This window comes from Rhodopirellula europaea 6C (assembly GCF_000338295.1).
GTDB lineage: Bacteria > Planctomycetota > Planctomycetia > Pirellulales > Pirellulaceae > Rhodopirellula > Rhodopirellula europaea.
Genome location: NZ_ANMO01000040.1, coordinates 1 through 23,795 on the forward strand (window position 1 = coordinate 1; position 23,795 = coordinate 23,795).

The following is a 23,795-nucleotide window of genomic DNA, read 5'->3' on the forward strand; positions in this document are numbered from 1 at the left end:
ACCCCGGTGCGATGCCTGACCCCACCACCATGCCAGGCCTGCCTGCAGGAATGCCATCGCCGCCCGATGCTGCTCCCACACCCGATATGGGAATGCCGTCGGACGCCGGCGACAACATGCAGCCTCCCCCAGCCCCCGAGCCATCTCCCACAACGACACCATCGCCCGCCGCTCGTCCCGAAGCAACAGAGGAAAACATCGCGGCTGGTGATACCGCCATTGCGGCTGCAGAAGCATCAATTCGGCAACGGGATTGGTCGAAGATGAAGTCCTTGGCCGAAACCGCCGAGAAAGCCGCGGCCACCGACGAACAGGTTGCTCGCGCAGAAACGCTTTATCAAATCGCGGACCTGGGGACGTACTATCGAAGTGGCGTTTCGCGGGCGATGGCAGACCTGACCGCCGGAAATGAATTCAACGTGACGGATGCAATTTCGTTGTTGGTCGTTGAAGCCAGTGCCGAACAATTGATCGCTCGCCGCGGAGCTAGAAACTACACCTACACGCTCGACGATTTACCGTTTGTGGTTTCCAAGGCATTGGCTAAGTTCCAGTTACCAATGGAATCCGAAACGGGGCAAGCCGCTCAGGCGGTCTACGAATCGATCGCCACCAAATCCACTCCGGAAATCCGGGCCGATTCGGCGGGTATCTTGCGGTCGCTGCAAAATGTCGAAGGTGCTGAGCCACAACGAATTGCCGATTGGATTGAAACACGATACACCCCATCAACTTCGCAGTGACCACCACCTTGAGTAACAAGCTAGCGTTCGCGATTGTCGCCGCGTGTCTGTCCTGCACCATCGTTCCTGCGCAATTCGCATGGAGCGTCGACCAGGAATCACCAACGCCTGAAACGCCAACGACTCAAACGGGATTGTTGGCGGCTTCGGAATTCGACGATCGAGTTCAAACGACGTTGCAGTGGTGGCGTGACCGAGATCGCTGGCGGTCTGACGTCATCCAGGCGATCCGCCATCGCGATCCCGAAATTTCGGATCGTGCCCGCTGGGTGCAATCTCAATGGCAACGCGGGATCCTTGCCGACACACCGACCGAACTGGCCGACATTCTTTCCAAAGTCAGCCCCGCCGAAGCGATTGAAGTGTTGCTCGAAGCCGGCCGATTTCGTGCCGCCACTGTCGCGATGGAAGAAGCTGCCGGAACAATCGAATACGAAGCCATCCTCGCCCGAGTCTCCTTGGTCGTCGAATCCCGCTATCCGATTTACGCCCGAATCGCGGTCCTGCAAAACTCACTTCCTGATTTGATCGCATTTTTAGATCGTGCATCAGCCAACAAGAAAATGGCGTTGTGCCGCGACGATTTGATTCGCAGCCCCGGCGATTCACCTTCGCTTCCAGCGACCGCAGAAACATGGCGAGACGATCAACGTGCGGAAGCATTGTGCGTGATGCATTTGCTGCGTGGAAATCATGAAGCCGCCTCCGAAGTCGCGCAACAGCACGACGAACTCGCTCAGCAACAACCACCCCCAACCGACGAGCCCAATACTTCGCGGCACTCGCTCAACCGAGTCGTTCGAATGGTGACATCGGATTGGAAAGCGATCGCAGAAGAATCCGCGCAAGAAGCCAAGCGGCTCGATGAATCCGCAAACGAAGGATCAGCTGCCGAGCAACAATTTGCACGTGATGAAGCCGTTCGACACTGGTCCGATACTTTGCTCGCCGCCACACGATCGGGCAATGATTCGCTTCGCCAGGCAGCCATCGATGCGTTGAAGCGGGAACGTGAAAAAAGTCTTTCGCCGTCCTACGAAACGCTTCGTTGGCGTTCACTGCTGATCCACGGGGAAGTCGACTCGGCCATCGATCTATTGGAACAGCAATCACCACGGGAAGCGTCTGCGATCGCGATCAAGACATCGCGTCATGCTCGCGGTTTGCAGCTTTTGGGATTTGAAGCAGAACGGCTCGACACGCAATTGGAACAATGGATCGACGAAGCCATCCACCAACAACGCAGCGTATCGGAAGAGGAATTGACTTCCGGATCAGGTGTTGCCCCCAAAGAAAAAGTCCTGGATTGCCTCGCTCTGATGCGAACGGCAATCGACATTGGACGACCTGACATCGCTTATCGAATCGCGACCCAACTTTCCGATTCCAGGATGTATGTCAAAGCCTCGCCGGGACGCGAATCGGTCCTGACTCAGCACTTCGTTCTAGCGACGCTCGCCGCGACGAACAAAACCGACTGGATCTTTGAACTGGCGGCGCCCGAGAAACCCAGCCTTCTATCTCGGTTGTCACTGCGTTTGGTTTCGCGTGTGGTTGAACCGACGAACGAAGAACTGCTGTACTACCTCAACTGGTTCATCTTTCACCATCGTCCTGAATGGTCGACCGAGCGTAGCTTCATCACGGCCTGCGAGATCGCGCGAGCCGCTCCGGAAGACATTCGCAAACATCGTGAATGGATCGATTTGCTTGGCGAGCACCTTCGTTCCGGCGAATCGGAAGAGGATCTTCAACGCCGCACCAAGGTCGATGAATACACACTGTCGGAATCGGATGTCCCCTCCGCGCAGCAGTGGGAAGCACTCTTCGAAGCACATGGACGAGCTGATTTTGTCCGCGGGATCGTTCGAGGAATGGCACAAAGTGGAGACCTGCCCGCGCGTTTGAAATTGCTAACCGATCGTCACCGAGATGACTCGCACGCTCCTACGCCGGAGGACTTTGAGAGCATCTGGCAAGAATTAATCAGTGAACCACAAAGGGTGCTGAACGCGGGACTGCGAGACGACGCGATGATCGGGTTCCAAGTTGTCCTTCAACAATTCATGTTCGCACAAAGAGACGGCGACCAATCGTTGGCCGATGAACTTCGCACACAATTGCGAGTCATGGCGGCAACACCATCGACCGACATGCGACAACAAATGGCTGACGCGTTGGCCGGTGCCGGCATGTGGGATTTGGCGGAAGACCTGTATCAATCATTGCTCTTGGTCACCGCTTTTGAATCGGACGAAACGCTCGCGTTGATGGACATCGCTCGAGCTTACAACCGATTTGTCTTGCGACGCACGACAGCAGCATCCGCCGACGAGGGCAACGCAGCGGAAGCGGAACTAGAACAACTGCCACCCGACGCGATCGAAAAACGCCTGCAAGCGATCCGCTGGTACGACCTCGGCTTTGCGGGCACCCTGGCGGCCTCTGACTACCAAGAGATCAACTACGTTCTTTTGCCTCAATTGATCCTACGCAATCAATTGGAACTGATCTTGCAATCTGATCTGCAGCAACTGAATGCCGACGAACAACAAGAAGTCGAACGCATCTTCGAACTGCTGCTTCGTTTCGAGCCCATCGATATTCACTCAGCGGAATTGATGCTGCCACGAATCAAACAACTGGGCATGACACAGTCCGCCGACAAATGGCTCAACCGGATCGTGGACGCTGGGATGGAACACCTTCGCCAGTTCCCGCTCGATGCGACGACCGCAAACAATGTCGCTTGGTGTGCCGTTCGCAATCATTCGAGACTGGACGACGCGTTGGAGATGTCGCGTCATGCGGTTTCGGTCGAACCGAACAGTGCTGTCTACCGTGACACGCTCGCTGAAATTTTGGCCCAACAAGGCGAGATCGACCAAGCACTGCTGCTGGAACAAACCAGCCTCTTGGACGACCCGGGCCAGTGGCACCTGCATCTTCAAATCGACCGTTTCAAGTCGATGAAAGAAGACGAATAAGGTTTCGCTTACTTGCGACCGAAGAAGCGGCCCATCCCGAACTTGACGACATCCATCATGTCAAAGTCACCGTCGCCATCTTGATCAAAGATCCGGCCCAACATGCTTCCGCCGTCAGCCGATTGCTGCACCGAAGCCTTCTCCTGACGTAGCATTTCGCCCAGCCCATCCGGGGACAACCCTTTGGATTTTCGCTGCTGTCCCAGAACGCCCATCAGGACCGGGGCCAACATCATCATCAACTTCGTCGACTGTCCCATCGACAGACCGCTCGCTGCGCTAACACCATGTTCGACGCGTTCTTTCTTGTTGCCGAGAATGTGATCCAAGATCGCGCCGCCAGCGGTCGTCTTGGAAGTCACACCAGCGTTCTGAGTAGCATCATCGGATCCAAACAAACCGCCCAAATGATCCAACACCGAACCATCGTGATCGCGTTCCAACGCATGATGCAATTGGGCCGTTTGGGCAGGGTCATCGGCTTGACGTGTTACCGCACCCAACAACGTCGGCAACGCTGCGCTGACCGCATTTCGAACCGTGGATTCATCCGCGCCCAACGATCGACTCAGACTTGAGATACGTTCGGGCGTCATTTGACGACCGACTTGTTCCAACAATTCAGACATGGATGAATCCTAGAGACGGGGTCTTCGAAAAGAAGTGAGGAGGTGTGAACGATTGTATCTTTCGTCCGACCAACATGGCACCCGCCGCGATCGTCCTATCACGTTCGCATCGATCAAGCGATACGAACTTCGCCGCACTCTTGAACGATGCCGCGAACAATCGTTCGCAGTTTGGGTTCGGCCGCATTTGCCGTCGCAATGATCTCAGACACATCAGCCGGTTTCAGTGCATCAGGCAAGCACATGTCGGTGATCACGCTCAATCCGACGACTTTCATTCCAGCATGCACGGCAACGATCGTTTCGGGCACTGTACTCATTCCAACGACATCCGCTCCGATCTGACGCAGGTAGCGATATTCAGCGCGTGTTTCGAGGCACGGTCCCGCGACTGCGACAAAAACACCTTTGTGAGGATAGATTTCGTTGCGACGAGCGATGGCCAATGTCTTGTCGATCCATTGCTGGTCGTAAGGTTCGCACATGTCGGGAAAACGTGGGCCCAAGCGATCGTCGTTGATCCCGATCAACGGGTTGCCGCCCATCAGGTTGATTTGGTCCTCGATGACCATGATGTCGCCATTGTTGAAATAAGGGTTCAGTCCCCCGCAGGCGTTGCTGACAACCAACAATTCGGCACCCATCGCTTTGAAAACACGCACGGGCAGCGTGATGTCTTTCAGGTCGTAACCTTCATAAAAGTGGAAACGACCTTCCATCGCCAACACCGGCACGCCGCCCATCCGGCCGATGATCAGTCGTCCGGCGTGGCTGGTCGCGGTCGACTTCAAAAAGTACGGCACCTCGGAATAGTCCAGCGTTGCTTCGACTTCGATGTCCTCGACCAACCCGCCCAGCCCGGTCCCCAGGATGATGCCGACTCGCGGCGTGTCGCGAGTGTGACGACGGATTTCTGTGCAGGCTTCATCAATTTTGTCGTACAGATCGAGCATGGATCAGGTCGTGTTGGAGTGGCACCGATGATTGAAACTGCCGAACGTTGTATGTTACCAACCGCTTGGAATCCACTCGTCTGCTCGCAACACGATTCGTCGCATGTCCTCATCTTCTCCTTCTCAGACATCTGCCACGCCTTCTCCCGACGTGTTCGAGAAACTGGCCACGTTCTACTTGGGACGCCAGTATGACATCGCGGGCGGCAAAGCTCTCGACGATTTGCTGCTCTACGACGCGAAAGATTTGTGCACTCATGCAATGTGCGTGGGCATGACTGGCAGCGGGAAAACCGGACTGTGCCTGTCGTTGCTCGAAGAAGCCGCGATCGATGGAATCCCTGCGATCTGCATCGACCCCAAGGGCGACCTGGCGAACCTGATGCTGGCCTTTCCTGACATGAAGCCCGACGACTTCCTGCCTTGGTTGGAACAGGGCGAAGCGTCCCGCAAAGGCATGACGCTGGAGGAGTACGCCGCCAAAACCGCCAAGACCTGGAAGAACGGCTTGGCTTCTTGGGGACAGACGCCCGAGCGAGTTGCCAAGTTCAAAGCCGCCGCCGACGTCGCGATTTACACGCCGGGCAGCAACACCGGAATTCCGCTGACCGTTTTAAAAAGTTTTGACGCTCCGCCACCGGAGGTCCTTTCCAACACCGACGCGATGCGGGAACGAGTCACTGGCGCCGCCTCGGGATTGCTGACGCTGCTGGGGATGGAAGCCGACCCGTTGCTTTCTCGCGAACACATCTTGATCAGTTCGATCTTGGATCATTGCTGGCGAGACGGTCGCAGCGTCACGATCGGTGATTTGATCGGATTGATCTCAGCACCACCAATCACCCGCGTCGGAGTGCTCGATCTCGACACGTTCATGCCACCGAGTGAACGATCCAAGCTGGCGATGACGCTCAACAACTTGTTGGCCTCTCCCGCCTTCTCATCGTGGCTGGAAGGCGAATCGCTCTCGATCCCCGATTTGCTGTACACCAAAGAAGGCAAACCCAAACTATCGATCCTTTCGATCGCGCACCTGGGGGATCAAGAACGGATGTTCTTTGTCACGATCTTGCTCAACGAGATCGTCTCCTGGATGCGAACACAAAGCGGTACCAGCTCACTCCGCGCAATGCTGTACATGGATGAGGTCGCCGGTTACTTCCCACCGGTTGCCAACCCGCCGTCCAAACCGCCGATGCTGACGCTACTCAAACAAGCCCGAGCGTTTGGCTTGGGAGTCACGCTCGCGACTCAGAACCCGGTCGACCTCGACTACAAAGGCTTGTCCAACATCGGCACTTGGTTCCTCGGCCGTTTACAAACCGAGCGTGACAAGGCTCGTGTGCTGGATGGGCTCGAAGGAGCCGCCGCTCAAACTGGCAAACCCTTTAACAAAGCCGAGATGGAACAACTGCTCGCTTCGTTGGGTAGTCGCGTGTTCCTGATGAACAACGTGCATGACGATGGACCCACCGTGTTCCAAACTCGTTGGGCGATGTCGTTCCTCGCCGGTCCATTGGCTCGCGATCAAATCTCGGCACTGATGGCAGATCGCAAAGCGGAACTCGCGGCCGAACAAGCCGGCGAACACGAATCGGTCTCCAACGAAGTCTCTTCACCCAGTCGGCCAGTCTTGCCGACCGGTGTTGGGGAAGCGTTCCTGGTCCCCACCCGGTATCCCGGCGGCGATGGTCGGCGAGTCTACCGGGCTGCACTTTTGGGTGAAGGTTCCATGCACTTCGTTCGCAGCAGTGCAAGCGTGGACGAATGGGTCGACGCGCGGCGAGTCCTGCGTTGCGGCAAAGGAGTCCCCGAGGACGTGTGGGAATCCAGCGAACCCTTGGACGTCGACGCTGAATGGGTGTCCGATCCCGAAGAAGGTTTTGACTTCACCGATCTGCCCGACGACCTTCGCGGAGCCAGCAAGCTGAAGTCCATTCAAAAGCAATTGAAGGACTATCTCTACCGACATCATCCAATGGAGCTTTTCAAAAGCCCTGCGTTGGGTGATTACGCTCCGGCGGGTGCAAGCGAAGTCGAAGCTCGATTGCATTTCCAACAAGCCGCTCGTGAAGAACGCGATTTGCAAACGGAAAAGCTGCGTGACAAATACGGTTCGAAGATGAAGTCGCTGGAGAGCAAGATGCGAACGGCAGAGGAACGAATCGCACGTGAAGAAGGGCAGTACGAATCCGCCAAGATGTCTTCACTGCTGTCCTTTGGCACCTCGCTGATCGGCGCCTTCATGGGCCGCAAAATCGCCAGCCGTACCAACGTCTCCAAGATGTCGACGGCGGCGAGAGGAGCCACCCGAGCGGCTCAGCAACGCGGTGACGTCAAACGAGCCGAAGCGGCTCTGGAGCAACTGCACATCGACATGCAAGAGCTCGAAGACGAACTGCGTCACGAAATCGATCAGCTCGGACAGGAATTCGACATCGAAAACCTGGTGCTCGAAACAGTGACCATCCCGCCGCGAAAAAGCGACTTGAAGATCGGTAGTCCAGTCATCCTGTGGACGCCTTGGCAAGTCGACTCCACCGGCGACGCCACGGCGTTGTTTTAGGACACCGTATTGTTCATGGTGTCACGTTTTATTGGATTCCCGCAACAACAACCTCTCCCGAAACGAAGTTTGGGGAGAGGTCAAGCGACGCCGTTCAGGCGTACGCGAGGGTGAGGGTCGGGCATGGGAAGCGGCGCGACGTTGCTTCCTATCCGTGGAGCGGTGACAGATTCGCAACGGTAAGGTGAGTGCGCCGCCCGAGCATGCGATTGAAAAAGTGAAATTGAAAATTCTAAATTGAAAATTTGATGTGGCTGATGGGATGGTGCATCGCACAATCGACGCCATCCATGTCATCGAGCAGCATGACGCGAATGCTAGCAAGCGGAATTGGCTGCGAACAAGGCTTGGCCCTTGAGGGCTGCCCGACGGAACAGTTGAGGACAACTGTTCTACTCTGATGCTCTGCTCTGATTCTACTTGATTCGCTCACCCACCTCTCCCAAAACGAAGCTTGGGTGAGGTCGAGCGAGGGGAAGGTTCAGTCTTCTGATCAGCGACCGTAGTGGATATGAAATCCGCTGCTACGACCATGTCTTGGCGGTCCATGGTAGACGGGACGGGCACGATAGACCGGTGCTGGCTGCACGTAGACGCGAGGCGCGGGCACATAGACTGGCGTTTCTACAACTGTCGGTGCTTGCACGACGACTTGGTCACCGACGGGAGCGTTCTGCATTGCCGAAATCACCACTTCGCTGACTCCCTGCTGATGCAGCGAGATGATGTCCGAAACGACGGGGCGTCGCTGAACACCTCGCGATGCGATTTGGTTCAGCACCACACCTTCGCTCACACCACTGCGGCTCATCGCGACGACGTCGTTGAACGAGACGGCTCCGGTGGGCACCAGCGGTGATGCGGATGGTTGGGGGGCAACGGTTCGTGTGTAATGGCTCGGCTGCGAGTAATACTGCTGAGCTTGCAACTCTTTGTCTTTCGCGTTGCCCAGCAATCCGCCGGCGACGGCTCCGACAGCACCACCGATGGCAGCTCCGGCACCCGCTTCGTTGTTGTTGTCGCCGATGATCGCGCCCGCGATCGCGCCGGTGATACCACCCCAAGTCGCACCGCGTTGGGTGTTGGCTTGCGCCATGGCGTTGTTCGGAGAGAAAACTCCCGATGCCAGAACAGCGGCACCAGCGAGAATCAGACGGACGCCAAAGTTGAATTGGATTTTCATGTTCAATGCCACCTCAAACGGGGCAAACGAAGGGAACGCGAACGGAAAAGGTTGCTCGCCTCGGCTGCGACGGAAACCATCCATCGACCACCTACGCTTTTAGATCGGCAGTCCCTTCAACAACAACGCCAATTTTTTGAATCCGCTTCACAACCGTGCGCGAGTGTTCGTGAAACGGCTCCGTGAAACCGCACTTCGCAACAATGCCTTGAAAGTCTGGCTCGGTCCTATCCCCGCAACGCCTTGGCCAGAGGACAGCCCACCATCGCGTTATCCTCGCCGGAGCGATACTTCTGCAGCAGCTCGCGAGATTTCGCTGCCAATTCACGGCGGACTTCGCGACGCCGGCCTTTGACGCGTTCGATTTTCATGTTGTCGTACGCCGTCGTTTGATGACGCATCCAAGCGATCACGGCCGATTCGGCTCGACGTTCGATTGGGATCCGCTCGGTGCGAGCGACCGTGCCGCTGCCCACCGGCGTCGCGTGCTCGGTCACCGCTTTGGCAAGGTGCTTGGCGACCGCTGAATACTCTGGTGCAAATCTCAAAAAGTCGCAGACGGCTTGGAAAAAATCCTCCACATACTCGCCTTGTTTCTCTTCCCGCCGTTTTTTCGCTGCCGCCTGCTTTTTCGCGTAATCGGCGGTGGATCGAGTCGCCTCCATCGAAGCCTTCGCGTCCGCGATCTGCTTCGCATCAGCCCAAAGCCCCTGCGAAAATTCCCGTCGGCCTTTCTTCTCTTTGACCGTCCACGTCGGCCCGGCGGCTTTGACACGACGAGTCACACCGGCATCTCCCGGCGGCAACAATTCCCAACCGCTCGGCACTTCGCAAATCTCTCCTGATGCCAAACGAACCGTTCGCTCTTTGGGCCCCGGCGAACCGGTCAATGTTTCAGTGGATCGATCCGCCATCGTCGTCTTTGAATTGGGTGGTGACTGTGCCGCTACGAGCTCAATATCGGCATGCGATCATCCGTGCCCCAGCCCAGTCATGGCACCTCGATTTCCGCCAAAATCGTCACAACTTCCCATCGACAGTGGCATTGGTATCCAGTCTTTGGCAGCACACCGGCTGAAAGCCTCTGCCACTCGGCAGGAGCCCCCCGGTACCACCGAGTGCCTTTGGATTGGGCTACAATGACGCTCAGCCCAATCATCGACCTGGGTCAGACAACCACCACCCTGCTAGACATCTTGTGCCGTCAAATGCTGCGATCTCATTGCCTTCTCACATCGCCCTCACGTTCTTTATCGAACCAGGTGACAACGGCAGTGTTGTTGCTTGCGATGATCGCTTCGCTTGGAAACCTGAAGGCGCTAGTTGCTAAAGAAAGCTCCTCAACAGCATCACGTCCCAACGTCCTGTTGTTTTTGGTGGATGATTTGGGATGGGCGGATTTGGGTTGCTACGGCAGCACTTATCACGAAACGCCACAGATCGATGCGTTGGCCGAATCGGGAACTCGATTCACCAACGCTTACGCCGCCTGCCCCGTGTGCTCTCCCACGCGAGCCAGCATCCTGACCGGACGCCACCCGGTTCGCGTCGACATCACCGACTGGATCCCTGGCATGTCGACCGACCGAGCCCAGAACCCTCGTTTCCAACATGTCGACGACCGAGACAACCTGGCTTTGAACGAAGTCACGCTCGCTGAACACTTGCGAGACGCCGCCGACTACCAAACGTTCTTCTTGGGCAAGTGGCACCTCGGCGATGTCGGTCACCTGCCGACCGATCAAGGATTTCAAATCAACATCGGCGGCGGTCACAAAGGATCGCCTCCCGGCGGATATTACTCACCTTGGAGAAACCCTTATCTAAAGGCCAAGCACGATGGAGAGTACCTGACGACGCGACTGACCGACGAAGCGGTCTCACTGGTCGACACAGCATCTCGTGAAGACAAGCCCTTCTTCATGATGATGAGCTACTACAACGTTCATTCGCCAATCACGCCTGACAAGCGAACCATCGATCACTTCCAAGAGAAGCAAGCGAACACGCCGGAACTGCGAGGCGACACACCAACGATTGCGGAACGCGATGCGGTCACGAGAGGTCGCCAAGACAACCCGGCATACGCGTCGATGGTGAAGGCGGTCGACACCAGCGTCGGACGAATCATGCAAGCGTTGAAGGAACACGGCGTCGATGACAACACACTGGTCGTCTTCTTTTCCGACAACGGCGGTCTGTCGACGCTTCGCAAGTTTGGGCCGACGTGCAATTCGCCCCTGCGAGCCGGCAAGGGTTGGTTGTACGAAGGCGGAATCCGAGAACCATTGCTGGTGCGACTGCCAAAGACCGCGCCGGATGCGGCGAGAGCGAAAACAGCTGCTCTCCAACTGAAAATCATCGACAAGATCGCGTGCAGCACGGATCTGTTCCCAACGATTCTCGACGTTGTTGGATTGCCGCTTCAACCTGAACTGCACGCCGACGGAATCAGTCTGCTGCCCGCAATCAAGGGTGAAGTATCCAGAGCCAATTCCACTTCCCGTGATCTGCACTGGCACTACCCTCACTACCATGGTTCGCTATGGCGTCCCGGTGCGGCGATTCGCCGTGGCAACTACAAATTGATCGAGTTCTACGAGACCGACACCGCAGAACTGTATGATCTATCGGTCGACATGGGCGAAACCAAAGACTTGTCGAAAACCGAGCCCGAACGCTTCACCGAACTGCGTGATGCACTTCGGCAATGGCAAACTGTAATGGATGCCAAAATGCCCGTTCCTAATCCAAACTTCACCTCTTCGAACTGACACACAAGCTTATGAGCACCACCGTCGATGCGATGCGAGCCGACGCGGAACAATTTCGTCAGCGATACGTCGCGATCCGTGAAATGATTGGTCGCGTGATCGTGGGTCACGATGACATCGTCAGCGGCGTTTTGACATCGATGCTTTGCGGTGGCCACTGTTTGCTCGAAGGCGTTCCGGGGCTCGGCAAAACGATGCTGGTCCGCACGTTGGCTGAAGTGCTGGACCTGCAATTCAATCGCATTCAGTTCACCCCCGACCTCATGCCCGCGGACATTTTGGGCACCAACATGGTCGTCGAAGACGAATCCGGTCGCCGCAAGTTTGAGTTTCAAAAGGGGCCCGTCTTCACGCAGATCCTGCTCGCCGACGAAATCAACCGAGCGACCCCGAAGACTCAATCGGCCATGCTGGAAACGATGCAAGAAGGCACCGTGACCGCGGGGGGGCATCGCTACACGCTCGACCAACCGTTCTTTGTCTTGGCCACTCAAAACCCGATTGAGCAGGAAGGCACCTACCCGCTTCCTGAAGCCCAGATGGACCGCTTCCTGTTCAAACTGGTGGTCGGCTACAGCAACCGGGATGAGCTGGCGACGATCGTCGACCGCACGACTCGCGGCGAACGTCCAGAGATCGAAAAGGTCATGGACGGCGAAGAAATTCAACGCTGGCAAAAACTTGTTCGTGAAGTCATCCTCGCCCCGCACGTCCAGGATTACTTGGTGCGTCTGACCATGGCGACGCACCCCGATGGCCCGTACAGCGTTCCGATCACCAATGAGTATGTCCGCTGGGGCAGCAGCCCGCGTGGTGCCCAAACGCTCGCTTTGACCGCGAAAGTCCAGGCTTTGTTGGACGGACGGTTCAACGTTTCCTTCGAAGATATCCGGCGGATGTTCCTGCCCGCGATGCGTCACCGCGTGCTGCTGAACTTCGAAGCTCAGGCCGAGGGCATCGACACCGACCGCGTTTTGCTGGAAATTCTAGAGAAGGTTCCAGAAAAGGGCGATTGATCGGTGCTCCTATCCGTCTCACAATCTCACCCCCTCTTTTCACTCCCATTCTCCAGCTCCCGCATTCTGCCTGATGGCTTCGCCCTCCACCACGACTAAATTTTCCAGCGTCCTTTTGCGAACGTTGCACAACACGTTGCAACAACGCACAGATTTGGAGGGGCAATTGCGCCGTGGCCCGCTTCAAATCAAGGCCGTTCAGTCGATGGTCGACGAGGCTCAAGCGAATGTGGATGCGGCGGCGGAAACGCTGAAGAAAACCCGCATGACGGCGGATGAAAAGCAATTGCAACTGCAGACCCGCGAAGCCCACGTCAAGAACCTGCAGGGCAAACTGAACACGGCCGCTTCGAACAAGGAGTTCTCGCTGCTGAAGGACCAAATCGCCGCGGACGAACAAGCCAACAGCGTTCAAAGCGACGAAATTCTGGAAGTGCTCGAACGAATCGATACCTGCGAGGTCGAACTGGACCGAGCCCAAAAGAAGCTCGAACAGGCTCAAGCAGACCAAACCAAACGGGTCAACGAAATCGAAGCTCGGCTCGAACAAGTTCGCCAGGATCTCACTCGCATCAACGAACAACTGGCCGCTCACGAGGCCGACATTCCGGCCGCGGTGAAGCCAGACTATCGCCGACTGGTTGATGCCCGCGGCGACGAGGCATTGGCGGCGGTGGAACAGGATTCGTGCGGTGGTTGTTACCAAACATTGACCACTCAGGTCCTCAACCAAGTGATGTTGTCGACGTTGACGCATTGCCCCAACTGCAACGCCTTTCTCTACCAGGCTTGATGTCGGACGGGCCACTGACCGATTCAACACCAGTGTCTTCAACACCAATCATTGGAGTCATCGGTCCGCCGTGCAGCGGCAAATCGACGGTCGCTCGTCACCTGGAATCTCTGGGTGGCGTCTGGTTGAACGCCGACGAAATCGCGAAGAGCCAACTCAGCGAACCCGACGTCATTCACGAACTGAAATCGCTGTTTGGCGATTCCATTCAAATGGCGGATGGGTCTCTATCACGCTCGCGATTGGCTGATTTGGTCTTCGGTGACGACGAAAGTTCACACACTCGACTTCGACAACTGGAAGGCGTGCTTCATCCGAGAACACGAACGATTCTGCAATCTGAAATCGCAAAAGCGAAATCGGACCGGCGACCGTTTGTGATTCTTGATGTGCCGTTGCTTCTGGAAAGCGACTATCGCGAAACATGTGACGAGGTTTGGTGTCTGCAGGTCGATCCTGATCGACATCAAGAATTGCTTGCCTCTCGTGGCTGGGATGCAGAAGAACTCGAGCGACGAAACGCTCGACAGTGGTCTTGGGAGCGGAAACGTTTGGCCAGCACTCGCGTGATTCCAAACAACGGCACCGAGGAAGAATTGCGTCGCTTGGTCGAATCCGAACTGGCTTCGACACTACAATCCAGATGACGTGATCTTCCTTCGGGGGTTGTTCACACGACTTCATCAGAAATTCTTTTGCAGCCGGCATGTTTGGAACGATTCATCCTTCGCTCCCCAGACTGACCACTCGCATGGCAGCACCGTCGTTCAGGAACTCCATGAACAGCCCAAAGACCTACCTCGCTCCACTAACTCACCCCAGCGAGACTCCAGGCAACATTAACACGTCGAACGACAACCATGCTCAATAGACTCAGACAAGAATCTCCGCTCAATCGGCACGCCTCTTACGAATCCGGTCCGATTCAAAGTTGGGCAATATTTGCTAAGCTTCGCTCTACCAAGCCTGTCTTTGGATCCGGAGTTTTTCGTGAGACTGTCGTCGATCGCTTTGGACCAAAGATGCTCCACGATCCTTAGCCTTGAAGCTTTTCGATCACAAAGCTTGGTTTTGCCGACCACATTCATGTTCGAACCGGAGAGATCCTCATGGCATTGCTGCGAGAACCAACAGAACTTCAACGCGCGTTGAGCTGGGACCGCATGCTTGCGGCCACTCCGGAACAACGCCAACGTCTGCAAAACTATCTCTCGTTTCAATTGGCCCTAGCTGGCCTGATGCCCCCCGGCGAAGAGGACCAAGAACGTCCTGACGCGGCATTCCCTCGCGAAATGCTGGATAGCTTTCGTGAACGCAACGCGATTCTTCGCCAGCACCAACCACCAATTGATCAACGAATCGAAGCGTTCCTCGCATCCTACTTTGGCGACGAGGTAGGGGACGAACCACTCAAGCTGCCCAGTCGCTCATTGAATCTCGACCGTCACGGCATGGCTCGTGAGTTGAGCATGCCTTTGGGTGGCAACAAGTTCGAAAATGATCAGGTCAAATCGTATCGTTGCTTCAACGGCGTTTTGAACAATCCACGTGCCGACCGCCGGACCACGGCAGGCACGTTCCACGTGGTCGAAGGCGGTTTGCCAATCCCTGGGGACAAACGAGTCGTTCCCAAAAATGTGTTCGTGAATCTTTTCCGAGCCGCCATGCAGCCGCCTGCGGCCGACATGGAATTGCCGTACACCCACAACTCACCTCACCCCGCTGAGTCATGGGTGTCGCTGATGTTGCGTCCATTGGTTGCTCCAGGTGTTCCTGGGTACAGCGAATCAAAGTCGATGGAAACCCGTTTCTTCGTTCCTGGCAATTACGTCAGCAACCTGGACTTCGTCGAATCGATTTTTGGCAATGCCGGCGACCCCTTGATCGCTGCTTGCGATGCAGGCCTGGACGCCAAACACTGGAGCGGTCACACCGGTTGCGTGATCCTGGCAACACACTTGACTCAGTTGACCAAGAAAGAACTGGGGCTGCCTCACTACGACGACGCGACCGAACGGCAGCGTCACGACCGGATGTGCTGGCAAGACGAAACCGAACGCTACAACGACGGAGGTGCGTTCAAACTCACCTGCCGCAACAGTGATGGCGTGGTCGTGACTTTGATTGCCGATAACTACTATGGCTATTGCAAGAAAGAAGTCAAAACCCAGCTTAGCTACGCCGCTAATTTGATGGGCAACGCAGAAGAGGAGCACGCCGGGGGTGCAATCGCGTTTGCCTCGTACTCTTTGGGCGACGAGTTCCAGGTCAACAGTCGACTTTACAACGGCCAGACATTCGCTGATGTCGCGAAACGCTACGGCGATTTCATTGATGTTCAACCAGAGGGATACGGCATCGACCGCATCCATCCGAGCGTCATTTACATACCAGAAGATGCTCTGGCGACACTCCGTGAACGCTGCATTCGCTGGACAGATTCGTCCGGCAAAGAGCAATCGATTCCACTATCGCCGGATGAGATATACATCGCTCCGAGTGGTTACAAGATTCAACTCGAAAAACACCCCTCCGCACCAAGCTGGCGTCTGATCGGCACGGTCGGCGAAGGCGTTTTCTGCCACAAACCCTGCACGGTCAGCGGCGGCGGCAAGAGCGAAATCAGCAAGAGTCTTCGCGACTACATGTTGTATGGACCGATCTTTGTCAAAGACCACGAGATCGATTTCCAACTCGTCGATGACATCTTCTCGAAAGATTACGGATCGCGTTGGTCGGATTCCTACACCGGGCGCACCGACTACAGCGAACGGTCCAGCCGCAAGGTGCTCGACCCCAATCGTTCACTCGGTAGCGTTATCAAGTTGCTGACGCCGAGCCCTGAATACAACGACGACTACAATGCTTGGTTGAAGAGCATTCCCGAGCACGTCTACGCTCTCGCCTTGATCATCAAACGTTTCGCCGGGCCTGGCGTCGGCGACGATTGGCGTGAATCGTTCGGCGTCGATATCGTCAATGGTTCACCGGGCCATGAACTGAAAATCGGTAGCCGCCCATTGGTCGGAACCTACTTGCGTGTGGGATTGGAGAACTCGCAATGGCGAACATTCAAACTGCGTCAAGACTTCATCGCGTCGTCCAAGGTTCAGCGTGAAGATGACATCTCCGCCAGCATCGTGGTTCCTGCGGGAAGCATTGGTGATGTCGGATCAACTGTCGCGGAAGCGCCAAGCTACAAATTTGTTGAAAACTGCGAATACCGCTTATTCCAGCGCCCCGACGATGCCGTTCATCGCGGACTGGACAAACAAACCGAATCCGACCTGGCCGCGCCGGGCAACTTCATCAGCAACTTTGAACCGCTCACCAGCCAGCAAGCTCGCGACATCATTCGCGATGCCATCGAATTTGACAAATTCACCGGTCCCATGGAAGACTTGTTGCTCACCGCGGCAGCATCCGAGGACGGCTACGTTGTCAGCACCGCCAATCCGCGCTTGGTCGATGGAAAGCCAACCAAGAACCCTCGCTATCTGCAAGACCGTCCTGATTTAGCATCACCCCGCGCGACCTATGTTGCGATGCGAGGCATCCAACTGCATCGCAAACTGGGCACCGACGATGCGGTCCTGACTCCGGTGGGTGCGGTCTTGTCCGGCCGTCGCAACAATCCACCAGACGCCGAAGCCGGCATCCGTTCATTGGCGGTCTACTCGCCACTGCACTATCAGGAACTTCCTGAATTGATCATGGACTACGTTTGCTCACTGACCGGCAAGAGCCCTAGCACGACCGGTGCGGGTAGCGAAGGTGCACTAACCAAAGGTCCGTTCAACGCTCTGCACCCTGCCGTCGACCTGAATGCCGTGATCGTCTCGATGATCCTGACCGATCTGGGCGGCTTCAGCACTCCCGCTGGTCACGTTGGTCCCAACCTCGAAGTCGGCCACGACATTTCTTTGTTGATACCCGAAGTCTGGTGTCGCATGACGGCCGAAGAACGCGACCCACGCCGCATGATCGAAGATGGCATGCTGGAAAAAGTTGAGGACTTCGACCACAACGGCAAAATGATCCCCGCCAGCCGGCTCGGTTATCGCATCACCGACAAATTTGTTCGCACCTACTTGGCGCGTGTCTTCGACAACCCATCGAAGGTCTTTCCCGAACCGATTTTGCGTCCCGAAAAACAGGACCAAGATTCGTTCGCCGATGGCGTGCTGCAAATTTCCGAAGCACAAGCTCGTGTTGCTCAGAACTACTTTGGTGATTCTGGCTACGAACTGGCGTGTCCACCGCTGCGTGCGGCACTGGACATCATGGTGCACGGCGAACACAACGGCAAAACGATCGACGATCCCGAAGTACGCCAGCTCTTTTCGCGAGAATCGCTGCTCAGCAGTGACTGGTATCGCCGTCGCCTCGACGCCAAGCAGCAACGCGATATCGCTCACTGGAAATCGATGCAGCAGCGATTGCAATCGTTCATGGACGATCCGCTGAACACCGATGCGACGGAACGGTTGGACATGAAAGCCCAATACGAATATGCGACCCAACAACGCCAATTGGCCGAGTCGGGAGACTATATTGCATCGTTGCAGGGAACCTTGGGCGTCGACCCGATGTCGCCGTCACCCAATGACCCTGTGATGCTGGACCGGTTGGCCAGCGTCTAGCCCGCCATCCCCGCTCCTGAGTCTACGCATGTTTCGTCCCCACCTGCTGCTACTGTCCGCCGTCGTTTCACTCGTCCCCGCCCTCTCGATCCAATCGATCGTGAAGGCGGACGATGCCTCTAAAAACGCGTCCGCACAAGAAACCGGATTTGTTTCCTTGTTCGACGGCGAGTCACTCGACGGCTGGAAAAAGTCGACCGAGAACCCGGACAGCTGGCAGGTTGAAGACGGAATGCTCGTCTGCAAAGGCGAACGTTGCCACCTCTTCTATGTCGGTGACCTGGCTCCGCTGAAGAACTTCCACTTCAAAGCCGACGTGAAAGTGATGCCCGGCAGCAACGCCGGAATTTACTTCCACACCCAATATCAAGAATCAGGCTGGCCCAAATTTGGCTACGAATGCCAAGTCAACGTCAGCCACAAAGACCCCAAGAAAACCAGTTCGCTCTACGGGGTCGAAAACATCGACGCGGAAACGCTTGCGGCCAATGGCATTAGCGACAGCGAATGGTACACGCAAGAAATCATCGTCCGCGGCAAACACATTGAACTGAAAGTCAACGGAAAGACCCTGGTGGATTTCACCGAACCGAGCGACCAAGAAGCCTTCTCAGATCGCTTCGAACGCCGGTTGGGCGAAGGCACGTTTGCCTTGCAAGCCCACGACCCACAAAGCATCGCCTACTTCAAAAACCTGCGAGTCAAACCACTCGATGAGTAAATACAACGTGTTGATTGTTGGCTCTGGTGGACGTGAACATGCCCTGGCATGGAAAGTCAAACAGAGCCAGCACGTTCAAAATGTTTTCGTTGCCCCCGGCAACGCCGGCACCGGGATGGACGCGACCAACGTCGACTTGGATCCGGCCGATCACGATGCCGTGATCCAATTCGCGAAAGAGAACAACGTCGGCTTGGTCATCGTCGGTCCCGAGGCACCCTTGGTCGCAGGTTTGGTCGATGCGTTGACCGACGCCGGACTGCGTGCCTTTGGCCCCAGCAAAGCGGCATCGGAACTAGAAGGCAGCAAAGTCTTCTGCAAAAACCTGCTGCGATCCGCTGACATCCCGACGGCAGACTACCGTACCTTCCGCAGTGCCGACGACGCATCGCGGTACATCAAAGATCGATTCAGCGAACCCACCGATCCCGTCAATGTCGTTGTCAAAGCCGATGGTTTGGCCGCCGGAAAAGGCGTTGTCGTCTGCGACACTCGCAGCGAAGCGTTGGAAGCAATCGACCGCATCGCGGCTCGCAAAGAGTTCGGTGCCGCGGGCAAAGAACTGATCATCGAAGAACGTTTGACGGGCCCCGAAGTCAGCGTGCTGGCAATCACCGATGGTGAAACGATCGTCACGTTGCCGCCCGCGCAAGATCACAAGCCCGCCAACGATGGCGACACCGGTCCCAACACCGGCGGCATGGGCGCCTACTGCCCGGCACCCGTGTTGGACGAAGAGACCCTGGCGAAAGTCGAATCGAGCATCCTGGTCCCGGTCGTTCACGCGATGAAACGTTCGCGTCGTCCGTTCAAAGGCGTGCTGTACGCGGGTTTGATGCTCACCCCCGCCGGTCCCAAAGTGTTGGAGTTCAACGTTCGTTTCGGCGACCCCGAATGCCAACCGTTGCTAATGCGTTTGAAGACCGACCTAGTCGAAGTCATGCAGGCCGTCGTCGATGGCAAACTGGAAGAAACCGGTCCACTCGAGTTCGATCCGCGACCCGCCATTTGCGTTGTGATGGCCAGCGAAGGCTATCCGGCTGATTACGAGAAAGGCCACGCGATCACCGGCATCGAATCAGCCGACAAGATGGAAAACGTCAAAGTCTTCCACGCGGGGACTCAGCGTGTTGACGGCGAAGTCGTCAACACCGGCGGACGCGTGCTAGGCGTGACCGCAATGGGCGATTCGATCAGTGCCGCGAAATTGCAGGCTTACAAAGCCGTGCGTGAGATTCGTTGGCAAGGTGCTTGGTGCCGCAAAGATATCAGCGACAAAGCACTCGCCACCGCGGCCAAGGCTTGAACCCGCGAAGACGCAATCCACTGCGAACGTGGTGAATGAGACACGAATCCTCAACTGATGAATTCGACGTTCCATCCGCCATGTTTTCGTAGGTCGTGCAGTTTTTAAGTGCTGTGTTCGTGACGTCTTGCGAACCCCGCCCGCGCAGGAGGTCGTTCAGTTTTGAAGTGCCGTGCTCGCAAGGTTGAAATCACCCTCCTGAACGCAGTTGGGGAGGGTCGGAATGCGAGCGTTCAGCGAGAATTCCGGGGAGGGTAGTGCGCGCCCTTTCCCGTGCTCGGCCCTCACCCTCGCGTACGCCTGAACGGCGTCGCTCGACCTCTCCCGAAACTTCGTTTCGGGAGAGGTACGGTGTGCGAAAGCAGCGTTAATACCTTTATCAACAAACTGCACGACCTCTTCGCTCGGGGTGATTGAGCAAGTCCTGGTACCTCTGCTGATCTCAGTGATTCAGCAAACCGGGCGTGTCTTTTTGCGTGACTCGCCGGAAAATGTCCTGCAACAGGATTTGTTCCAGCGTCGTGTCGCGTCCCAAGGGAATCCATCCGAGAGTTTGCGGATTGTCGTCGAAGTCATCCACACGACTGGTGCGTGAACCATCGTGACGTTGTCCGGCGGTGGTTTCGGTCGCGTACTGAGTTCGATCGGTGTCTTCCAAGTCCTTTTGGACGATGATCTCGACGGAATAGCCGTTCGAGTGCGGACGAACATGGACGATCGCTCGGCGTCGGATGGATTGCAGTGTGCTTTGCAAACGTTCGAATCCGGGCGAGCTGTCTTTCCGCCACGGTTCCAAAATGGAACCACCGACTTTGTAGCTCGTTTCGAGTCGACCTTCGAGAACGGCACCAGGTTGATTGACCACCGGTTGCTCCCGAGAGATCCGAAACACGTCGTCCACCGCGTCGACCACCTGCAACCACAGGAAGTCAGCCGGAACGGGCGGTAGATCCAACGGATTGGGAACGTACTGCGGCGGCATGTCGGTTCCAAGCCGATACGCAAGTTGCCCACAACCGGCCGACATCAAGGCCAATCCGCAAAGGACCAACCACTGCACGCGAAAGGTACAGCGTTGGTGCTGGGTTCGGTGGTGACAAACGCGTTGATTCCGAGTCGAGCGATGTCGTGATGCGCAATTGGCCATGCCGCCTACCTTTGCATCGCCGGTCGAGCAGACACCTGGATCAACGGTTTTGCTTCCGGGAAATCGTCGGGATAGAACGACCAGACTGGAACACGTTGGCGAACCTCGACCATCACGTTTTCTTGGTCCGCACGAATTTTTTGCTGACGAAGAATATCCGAGATATCGTCTTGCAGCTCTCCAACCGGAGTCACTCCAGCGTCTTCGCGTTCCAAAACTCGAATCACATGGAACGCATTCGTGTCCTCAATAATGTCGCTCAGCTTTCCAGTTGGGAGCGAGAAGATATTCTTATCCAGGACAGTCGAAACCAAAGAACCTTGGTTCGTCCAATCGTGCAATCCACCTGAACTCGCGAATGGTTCTTCACTCTTGGCTTTCGCAACCGCTTGCACGTTTCCTCCGTACAACGCTTCTTGAAACATGTCGGTGATTGCCTTCATCGCCGCATCACGGGTTGGATGATTGCTGAACATGACCGTCAGCTGCTCCCAACGAGCCCGAGCTTTGTGTTCGTATTCGGATTGATGTTCCTGGTAGTACCGCACAATCTCGGAAAGCGAGACCGAGGGATCTTTGTTGACCTTGCTGCGGATGTACAAGCTGCCCAGCATCTGGTCCATGAATTCGCGTTGGCGGAATGCGAGCGACGATCCTTCTTTGCGAAGAAGATCATCGAGTTCCGCCTTCGAATCCACATTGGCTTTTTTCATCAGCCCGGGTAGTTCCGTTTCATAGAACATCTGACGAGCCTTGGCGGCCATCGTCGCTTCCGCTTCACGGCGTTTGTCCGCAGCAGCGGTTCCAACTTGTTCCAACAGAAACGCTTCGCGAAGCATTCGACTTTGAATGGTTTGGACGAGCAGGCTGCGAGTCATCCGCAACTTCACGTAGTGCAGCTCGTCCTCCGGCACTTCTCCACTGGCTTGCGAGAGCATGCGAGAGAGCTGAGCATCCACGCGTGGTTTCAGCTCGCCAAGCAGAACTCGTCCTTGTCCAACAACGGCCATGACGGTCGCCGGATCGGTGGGAAGCGGTATTTTCTTTGCTTCTTCCACTTCTGCGGGGGAGGGCATCTGCGCATGCACACGCGGCACAGCCATGGCGGTTACCCCAATCACCAACGCAATCCAAGCGAAACAACGAGGGACAACGTGATGGCAGGGCGAAGGCATGGTGACCCCAATTCGCAACGGAAACAAATGAATAAGTTCGGCTTGTAGAGAAATCGAACGCGCATTGGCAACCGCGATTTAGCGACAATCGATGGATGAACAATAGTTTTCCCTCGTATATCGACTCGGTGTCGCATTGCTGGCACCGTCACCAGGCGAAACAATGCGTGAAACCCTGACCGTGAAACCGCTCCACTTCGATTGAAACCAGCCATGGATTATCGCCCTGTCCAACTCGACGACGCCCTGGAAAACGACCTGCGGCAATTGGTTCGTCTTTCGATCGCAGAGGACTTGGACATCGCCGTCGACTGGACCACGGTCGCCATGATCGCACCCGAACGCCGCGGTGCCTGCCAGATCGTCCCTCGATGCACCGGGATCGCGGCGGGGATCGCTTTGGCACCGTGGATCGTCGATGAGTTCGATGCCGATTTGGAAGTCAAGGTTTTGATCGACGAGGGTGCTCCATTGGTTCCCGGAGAACCGATCGTGCGGCTTTCAGGTTCGGCCAGGGATCTGCTGACCAGCGAACGCGTCTTGCTCAACATTCTTTCGCGACTGTGCGGGGTCGCGACATTGACCGGACGATACGTCGAAGCGATCGGCGAACACACCGCTCGACTGTATGACACTCGCAAAACGACGCCCGGTTGGCGACGGCTCGAAAAGTATGCGGTGCGTTGCGGCGGTGGCCACAACCATCGCACCGGCCTGTACGATGGCTTTCTGATCAAAGACAACCACCTCGCTCTCGGTCGCAGCGAGAACGATCCATCCTCCAAATTGACTGCTGGCGAAGCGGCGACTCGAGCCGTTGCGATGCGGGGTGCCAGCGTCAATCAACTGGTTGCCCCACCGATGGTTGAAATCGAAGTCGATACCCTGGAGCAATTTGAACAAGTCGCCACGACCGGCATCGACATTGTCTTGCTGGACAATTTTTCGTTGGAAGACCTTCGCCGCGCGGTGGCTCGACGAGATGAGCTGGGCGTGACACTCGACTTGGAAGCATCAGGAAACGTCACGATCGATACGATCGGCAACGTCGCTGCGACTGGCGTGGACCGAATCAGCAGTGGAGCTTTGACGCATCAAGCGACGTGGTTGGACCTGGGGATGGACTGGCTCGACGGGTTCGCGACCTAGTGTTGGGGAA

At 56.3% G+C, this 23,795-nt stretch carries 16 protein-coding genes and 1 pseudogene; 11 read left to right on the forward strand and 6 right to left on the reverse strand.

The annotated features are described in order from the left end of the window. Both RE6C_RS03585 and RE6C_RS03590 read left to right on the forward strand, forming a co-directional pair. Positions 1–743, forward strand: a pseudogene (locus tag RE6C_RS03585) (hypothetical protein); the annotation flags it as partial. Beyond that, the gene (locus tag RE6C_RS03590; RefSeq protein ID WP_008653958.1) at positions 740–3,730 is read left to right on the forward strand and encodes a tetratricopeptide repeat protein; all 2,991 of its coding nucleotides are present in this window, start codon (positions 740–742) and stop codon (positions 3,728–3,730) included. The pseudogene RE6C_RS03585 and the gene RE6C_RS03590, both read left to right, overlap by 4 nt. 8 nt (positions 3,731–3,738) lie before the next feature. Here the strand turns inward: RE6C_RS03590 and RE6C_RS03595 are convergent, their stop codons facing one another. Both RE6C_RS03595 and RE6C_RS03600 read right to left on the reverse strand, forming a co-directional pair. Then, positions 3,739–4,359, reverse strand: coding sequence for a DUF937 domain-containing protein (locus tag RE6C_RS03595; RefSeq protein ID WP_008653959.1), 621 nt, complete (start codon positions 4,357–4,359; stop codon positions 3,739–3,741). Positions 4,360–4,472: 113 nt separating this feature from the next. Further along, positions 4,473–5,312: a purine-nucleoside phosphorylase gene (locus RE6C_RS03600; RefSeq protein ID WP_008653960.1), complete on the reverse strand. Its 840-nt coding sequence runs from the start codon at positions 5,310–5,312 to the stop codon at positions 4,473–4,475. Positions 5,313–5,415: 103 nt separating this feature from the next. On the opposite strand from RE6C_RS03600, the gene RE6C_RS03605 reads away from it, so the two are divergent. Then, positions 5,416–7,878: an ATP-binding protein gene (locus RE6C_RS03605; protein WP_039961109.1), complete on the forward strand. Its 2,463-nt coding sequence runs from the start codon at positions 5,416–5,418 to the stop codon at positions 7,876–7,878. A 493-nt stretch (positions 7,879–8,371) separates the two neighbouring features. Here the strand turns inward: RE6C_RS03605 and RE6C_RS03610 are convergent, their stop codons facing one another. Together RE6C_RS03610 and RE6C_RS03615 are read right to left on the reverse strand one after the other, a co-directional pair. Beyond that, on the reverse strand, positions 8,372–9,061 hold the full coding sequence (locus tag RE6C_RS03610; RefSeq protein ID WP_236617922.1) for a YMGG-like glycine zipper-containing protein: 690 nt from the start codon (positions 9,059–9,061) through the stop codon (positions 8,372–8,374). 227 nt (positions 9,062–9,288) lie between these two features. Further along, entirely contained in the window at positions 9,289–9,975 is a 687-nt protein-coding gene (locus RE6C_RS03615; protein WP_008653965.1) for a DUF2293 domain-containing protein, read from the reverse strand. A gap of 225 nt (positions 9,976–10,200) precedes the next feature. Here RE6C_RS03615 and RE6C_RS03620 point away from each other — a divergent pair, with 225 nt between their 5' ends. The 7 genes from RE6C_RS03620 (at position 10,201) to purD (ending at position 20,314) form a co-directional block, all read left to right on the forward strand. Continuing rightward, positions 10,201–11,835 (forward strand): sulfatase, encoded by a 1,635-nt coding sequence (locus RE6C_RS03620; protein ID WP_008653966.1) that lies wholly within the window; start codon positions 10,201–10,203, stop codon positions 11,833–11,835. Between the two features lie 11 nt (positions 11,836–11,846). Then, the gene (locus RE6C_RS03625) at positions 11,847–12,851 is read left to right on the forward strand and encodes an AAA family ATPase (protein ID WP_008653967.1); all 1,005 of its coding nucleotides are present in this window, start codon (positions 11,847–11,849) and stop codon (positions 12,849–12,851) included. Positions 12,852–12,924: 73 nt separating this feature from the next. Then, positions 12,925–13,644 (forward strand): zinc ribbon domain-containing protein, encoded by a 720-nt coding sequence (locus tag RE6C_RS03630; RefSeq protein WP_008653968.1) that lies wholly within the window; start codon positions 12,925–12,927, stop codon positions 13,642–13,644. Next, the gene (coaE, locus tag RE6C_RS03635) at positions 13,644–14,291 is read left to right on the forward strand and encodes a dephospho-CoA kinase (protein WP_008653969.1); all 648 of its coding nucleotides are present in this window, start codon (positions 13,644–13,646) and stop codon (positions 14,289–14,291) included. Before RE6C_RS03630 ends, coaE begins: the two co-directional genes overlap by 1 nt. A gap of 462 nt (positions 14,292–14,753) precedes the next feature. Next, positions 14,754–18,287 carry a PPi-type phosphoenolpyruvate carboxykinase family protein gene (locus RE6C_RS03640; RefSeq protein ID WP_008653970.1) on the forward strand — a complete coding sequence of 1,178 codons (3,534 nt, stop codon included), beginning with the start codon at positions 14,754–14,756 and terminating at the stop codon, positions 18,285–18,287. Positions 18,288–18,315: 28 nt separating this feature from the next. Beyond that, positions 18,316–19,008 (forward strand): 3-keto-disaccharide hydrolase, encoded by a 693-nt coding sequence (locus RE6C_RS03645; protein ID WP_008653971.1) that lies wholly within the window; start codon positions 18,316–18,318, stop codon positions 19,006–19,008. After that, positions 19,001–20,314 carry a phosphoribosylamine--glycine ligase gene (gene purD / locus RE6C_RS03650; protein WP_008653972.1) on the forward strand — a complete coding sequence of 438 codons (1,314 nt, stop codon included), beginning with the start codon at positions 19,001–19,003 and terminating at the stop codon, positions 20,312–20,314. Before RE6C_RS03645 ends, purD begins: the two co-directional genes overlap by 8 nt. 442 nt (positions 20,315–20,756) lie before the next feature. Here the strand turns inward: purD and RE6C_RS03660 are convergent, their stop codons facing one another. Continuing rightward, on the reverse strand, positions 20,757–21,341 hold the full coding sequence (locus RE6C_RS03660) for a hypothetical protein (RefSeq protein WP_008653974.1): 585 nt from the start codon (positions 21,339–21,341) through the stop codon (positions 20,757–20,759). A 125-nt stretch (positions 21,342–21,466) separates the two neighbouring features. Continuing rightward, positions 21,467–22,519 (reverse strand): peptidylprolyl isomerase, encoded by a 1,053-nt coding sequence (locus tag RE6C_RS03665; RefSeq protein ID WP_008653975.1) that lies wholly within the window; start codon positions 22,517–22,519, stop codon positions 21,467–21,469. Positions 22,520–22,849: 330 nt separating this feature from the next. On the opposite strand from RE6C_RS03665, the gene nadC reads away from it, so the two are divergent. After that, positions 22,850–23,785 (forward strand): carboxylating nicotinate-nucleotide diphosphorylase, encoded by a 936-nt coding sequence (gene nadC / locus RE6C_RS03675; RefSeq protein WP_008653977.1) that lies wholly within the window; start codon positions 22,850–22,852, stop codon positions 23,783–23,785. Positions 23,786–23,795 lie beyond the last annotated feature (10 nt).

Excerpts from the sequence above, each read along its gene's own strand:
- RE6C_RS03595 (WP_008653959.1), bottom strand. The coding sequence starts at position 4,359 with ATGTCTGAATTGTTGGAACAAGTCGGTCGTCAAATGACGCCCGAACGT.
- RE6C_RS03600 (WP_008653960.1), bottom strand. The coding sequence starts at position 5,312 with ATGCTCGATCTGTACGACAAAATTGATGAAGCCTGCACAGAAATCCGT.
- RE6C_RS03605 (WP_039961109.1), top strand. The coding sequence starts at position 5,416 with ATGTCCTCATCTTCTCCTTCTCAGACATCTGCCACGCCTTCTCCCGAC.
- RE6C_RS03610 (WP_236617922.1), bottom strand. The coding sequence starts at position 9,061 with ATGAAAATCCAATTCAACTTTGGCGTCCGTCTGATTCTCGCTGGTGCC.
- RE6C_RS03615 (WP_008653965.1), bottom strand. The coding sequence starts at position 9,975 with ATGGCGGATCGATCCACTGAAACATTGACCGGTTCGCCGGGGCCCAAA.
- RE6C_RS03620 (WP_008653966.1), top strand. The coding sequence starts at position 10,201 with ATGACGCTCAGCCCAATCATCGACCTGGGTCAGACAACCACCACCCTG.
- RE6C_RS03625 (WP_008653967.1), top strand. The coding sequence starts at position 11,847 with ATGAGCACCACCGTCGATGCGATGCGAGCCGACGCGGAACAATTTCGT.
- RE6C_RS03630 (WP_008653968.1), top strand. The coding sequence starts at position 12,925 with ATGGCTTCGCCCTCCACCACGACTAAATTTTCCAGCGTCCTTTTGCGA.
- coaE (WP_008653969.1), top strand. The coding sequence starts at position 13,644 with ATGTCGGACGGGCCACTGACCGATTCAACACCAGTGTCTTCAACACCA.
- RE6C_RS03640 (WP_008653970.1), top strand. The coding sequence starts at position 14,754 with ATGGCATTGCTGCGAGAACCAACAGAACTTCAACGCGCGTTGAGCTGG.
- RE6C_RS03645 (WP_008653971.1), top strand. The coding sequence starts at position 18,316 with ATGTTTCGTCCCCACCTGCTGCTACTGTCCGCCGTCGTTTCACTCGTC.
- purD (WP_008653972.1), top strand. The coding sequence starts at position 19,001 with ATGAGTAAATACAACGTGTTGATTGTTGGCTCTGGTGGACGTGAACAT.
- RE6C_RS03660 (WP_008653974.1), bottom strand. The coding sequence starts at position 21,341 with ATGTCGGCCGGTTGTGGGCAACTTGCGTATCGGCTTGGAACCGACATG.
- nadC (WP_008653977.1), top strand. The coding sequence starts at position 22,850 with ATGGATTATCGCCCTGTCCAACTCGACGACGCCCTGGAAAACGACCTG.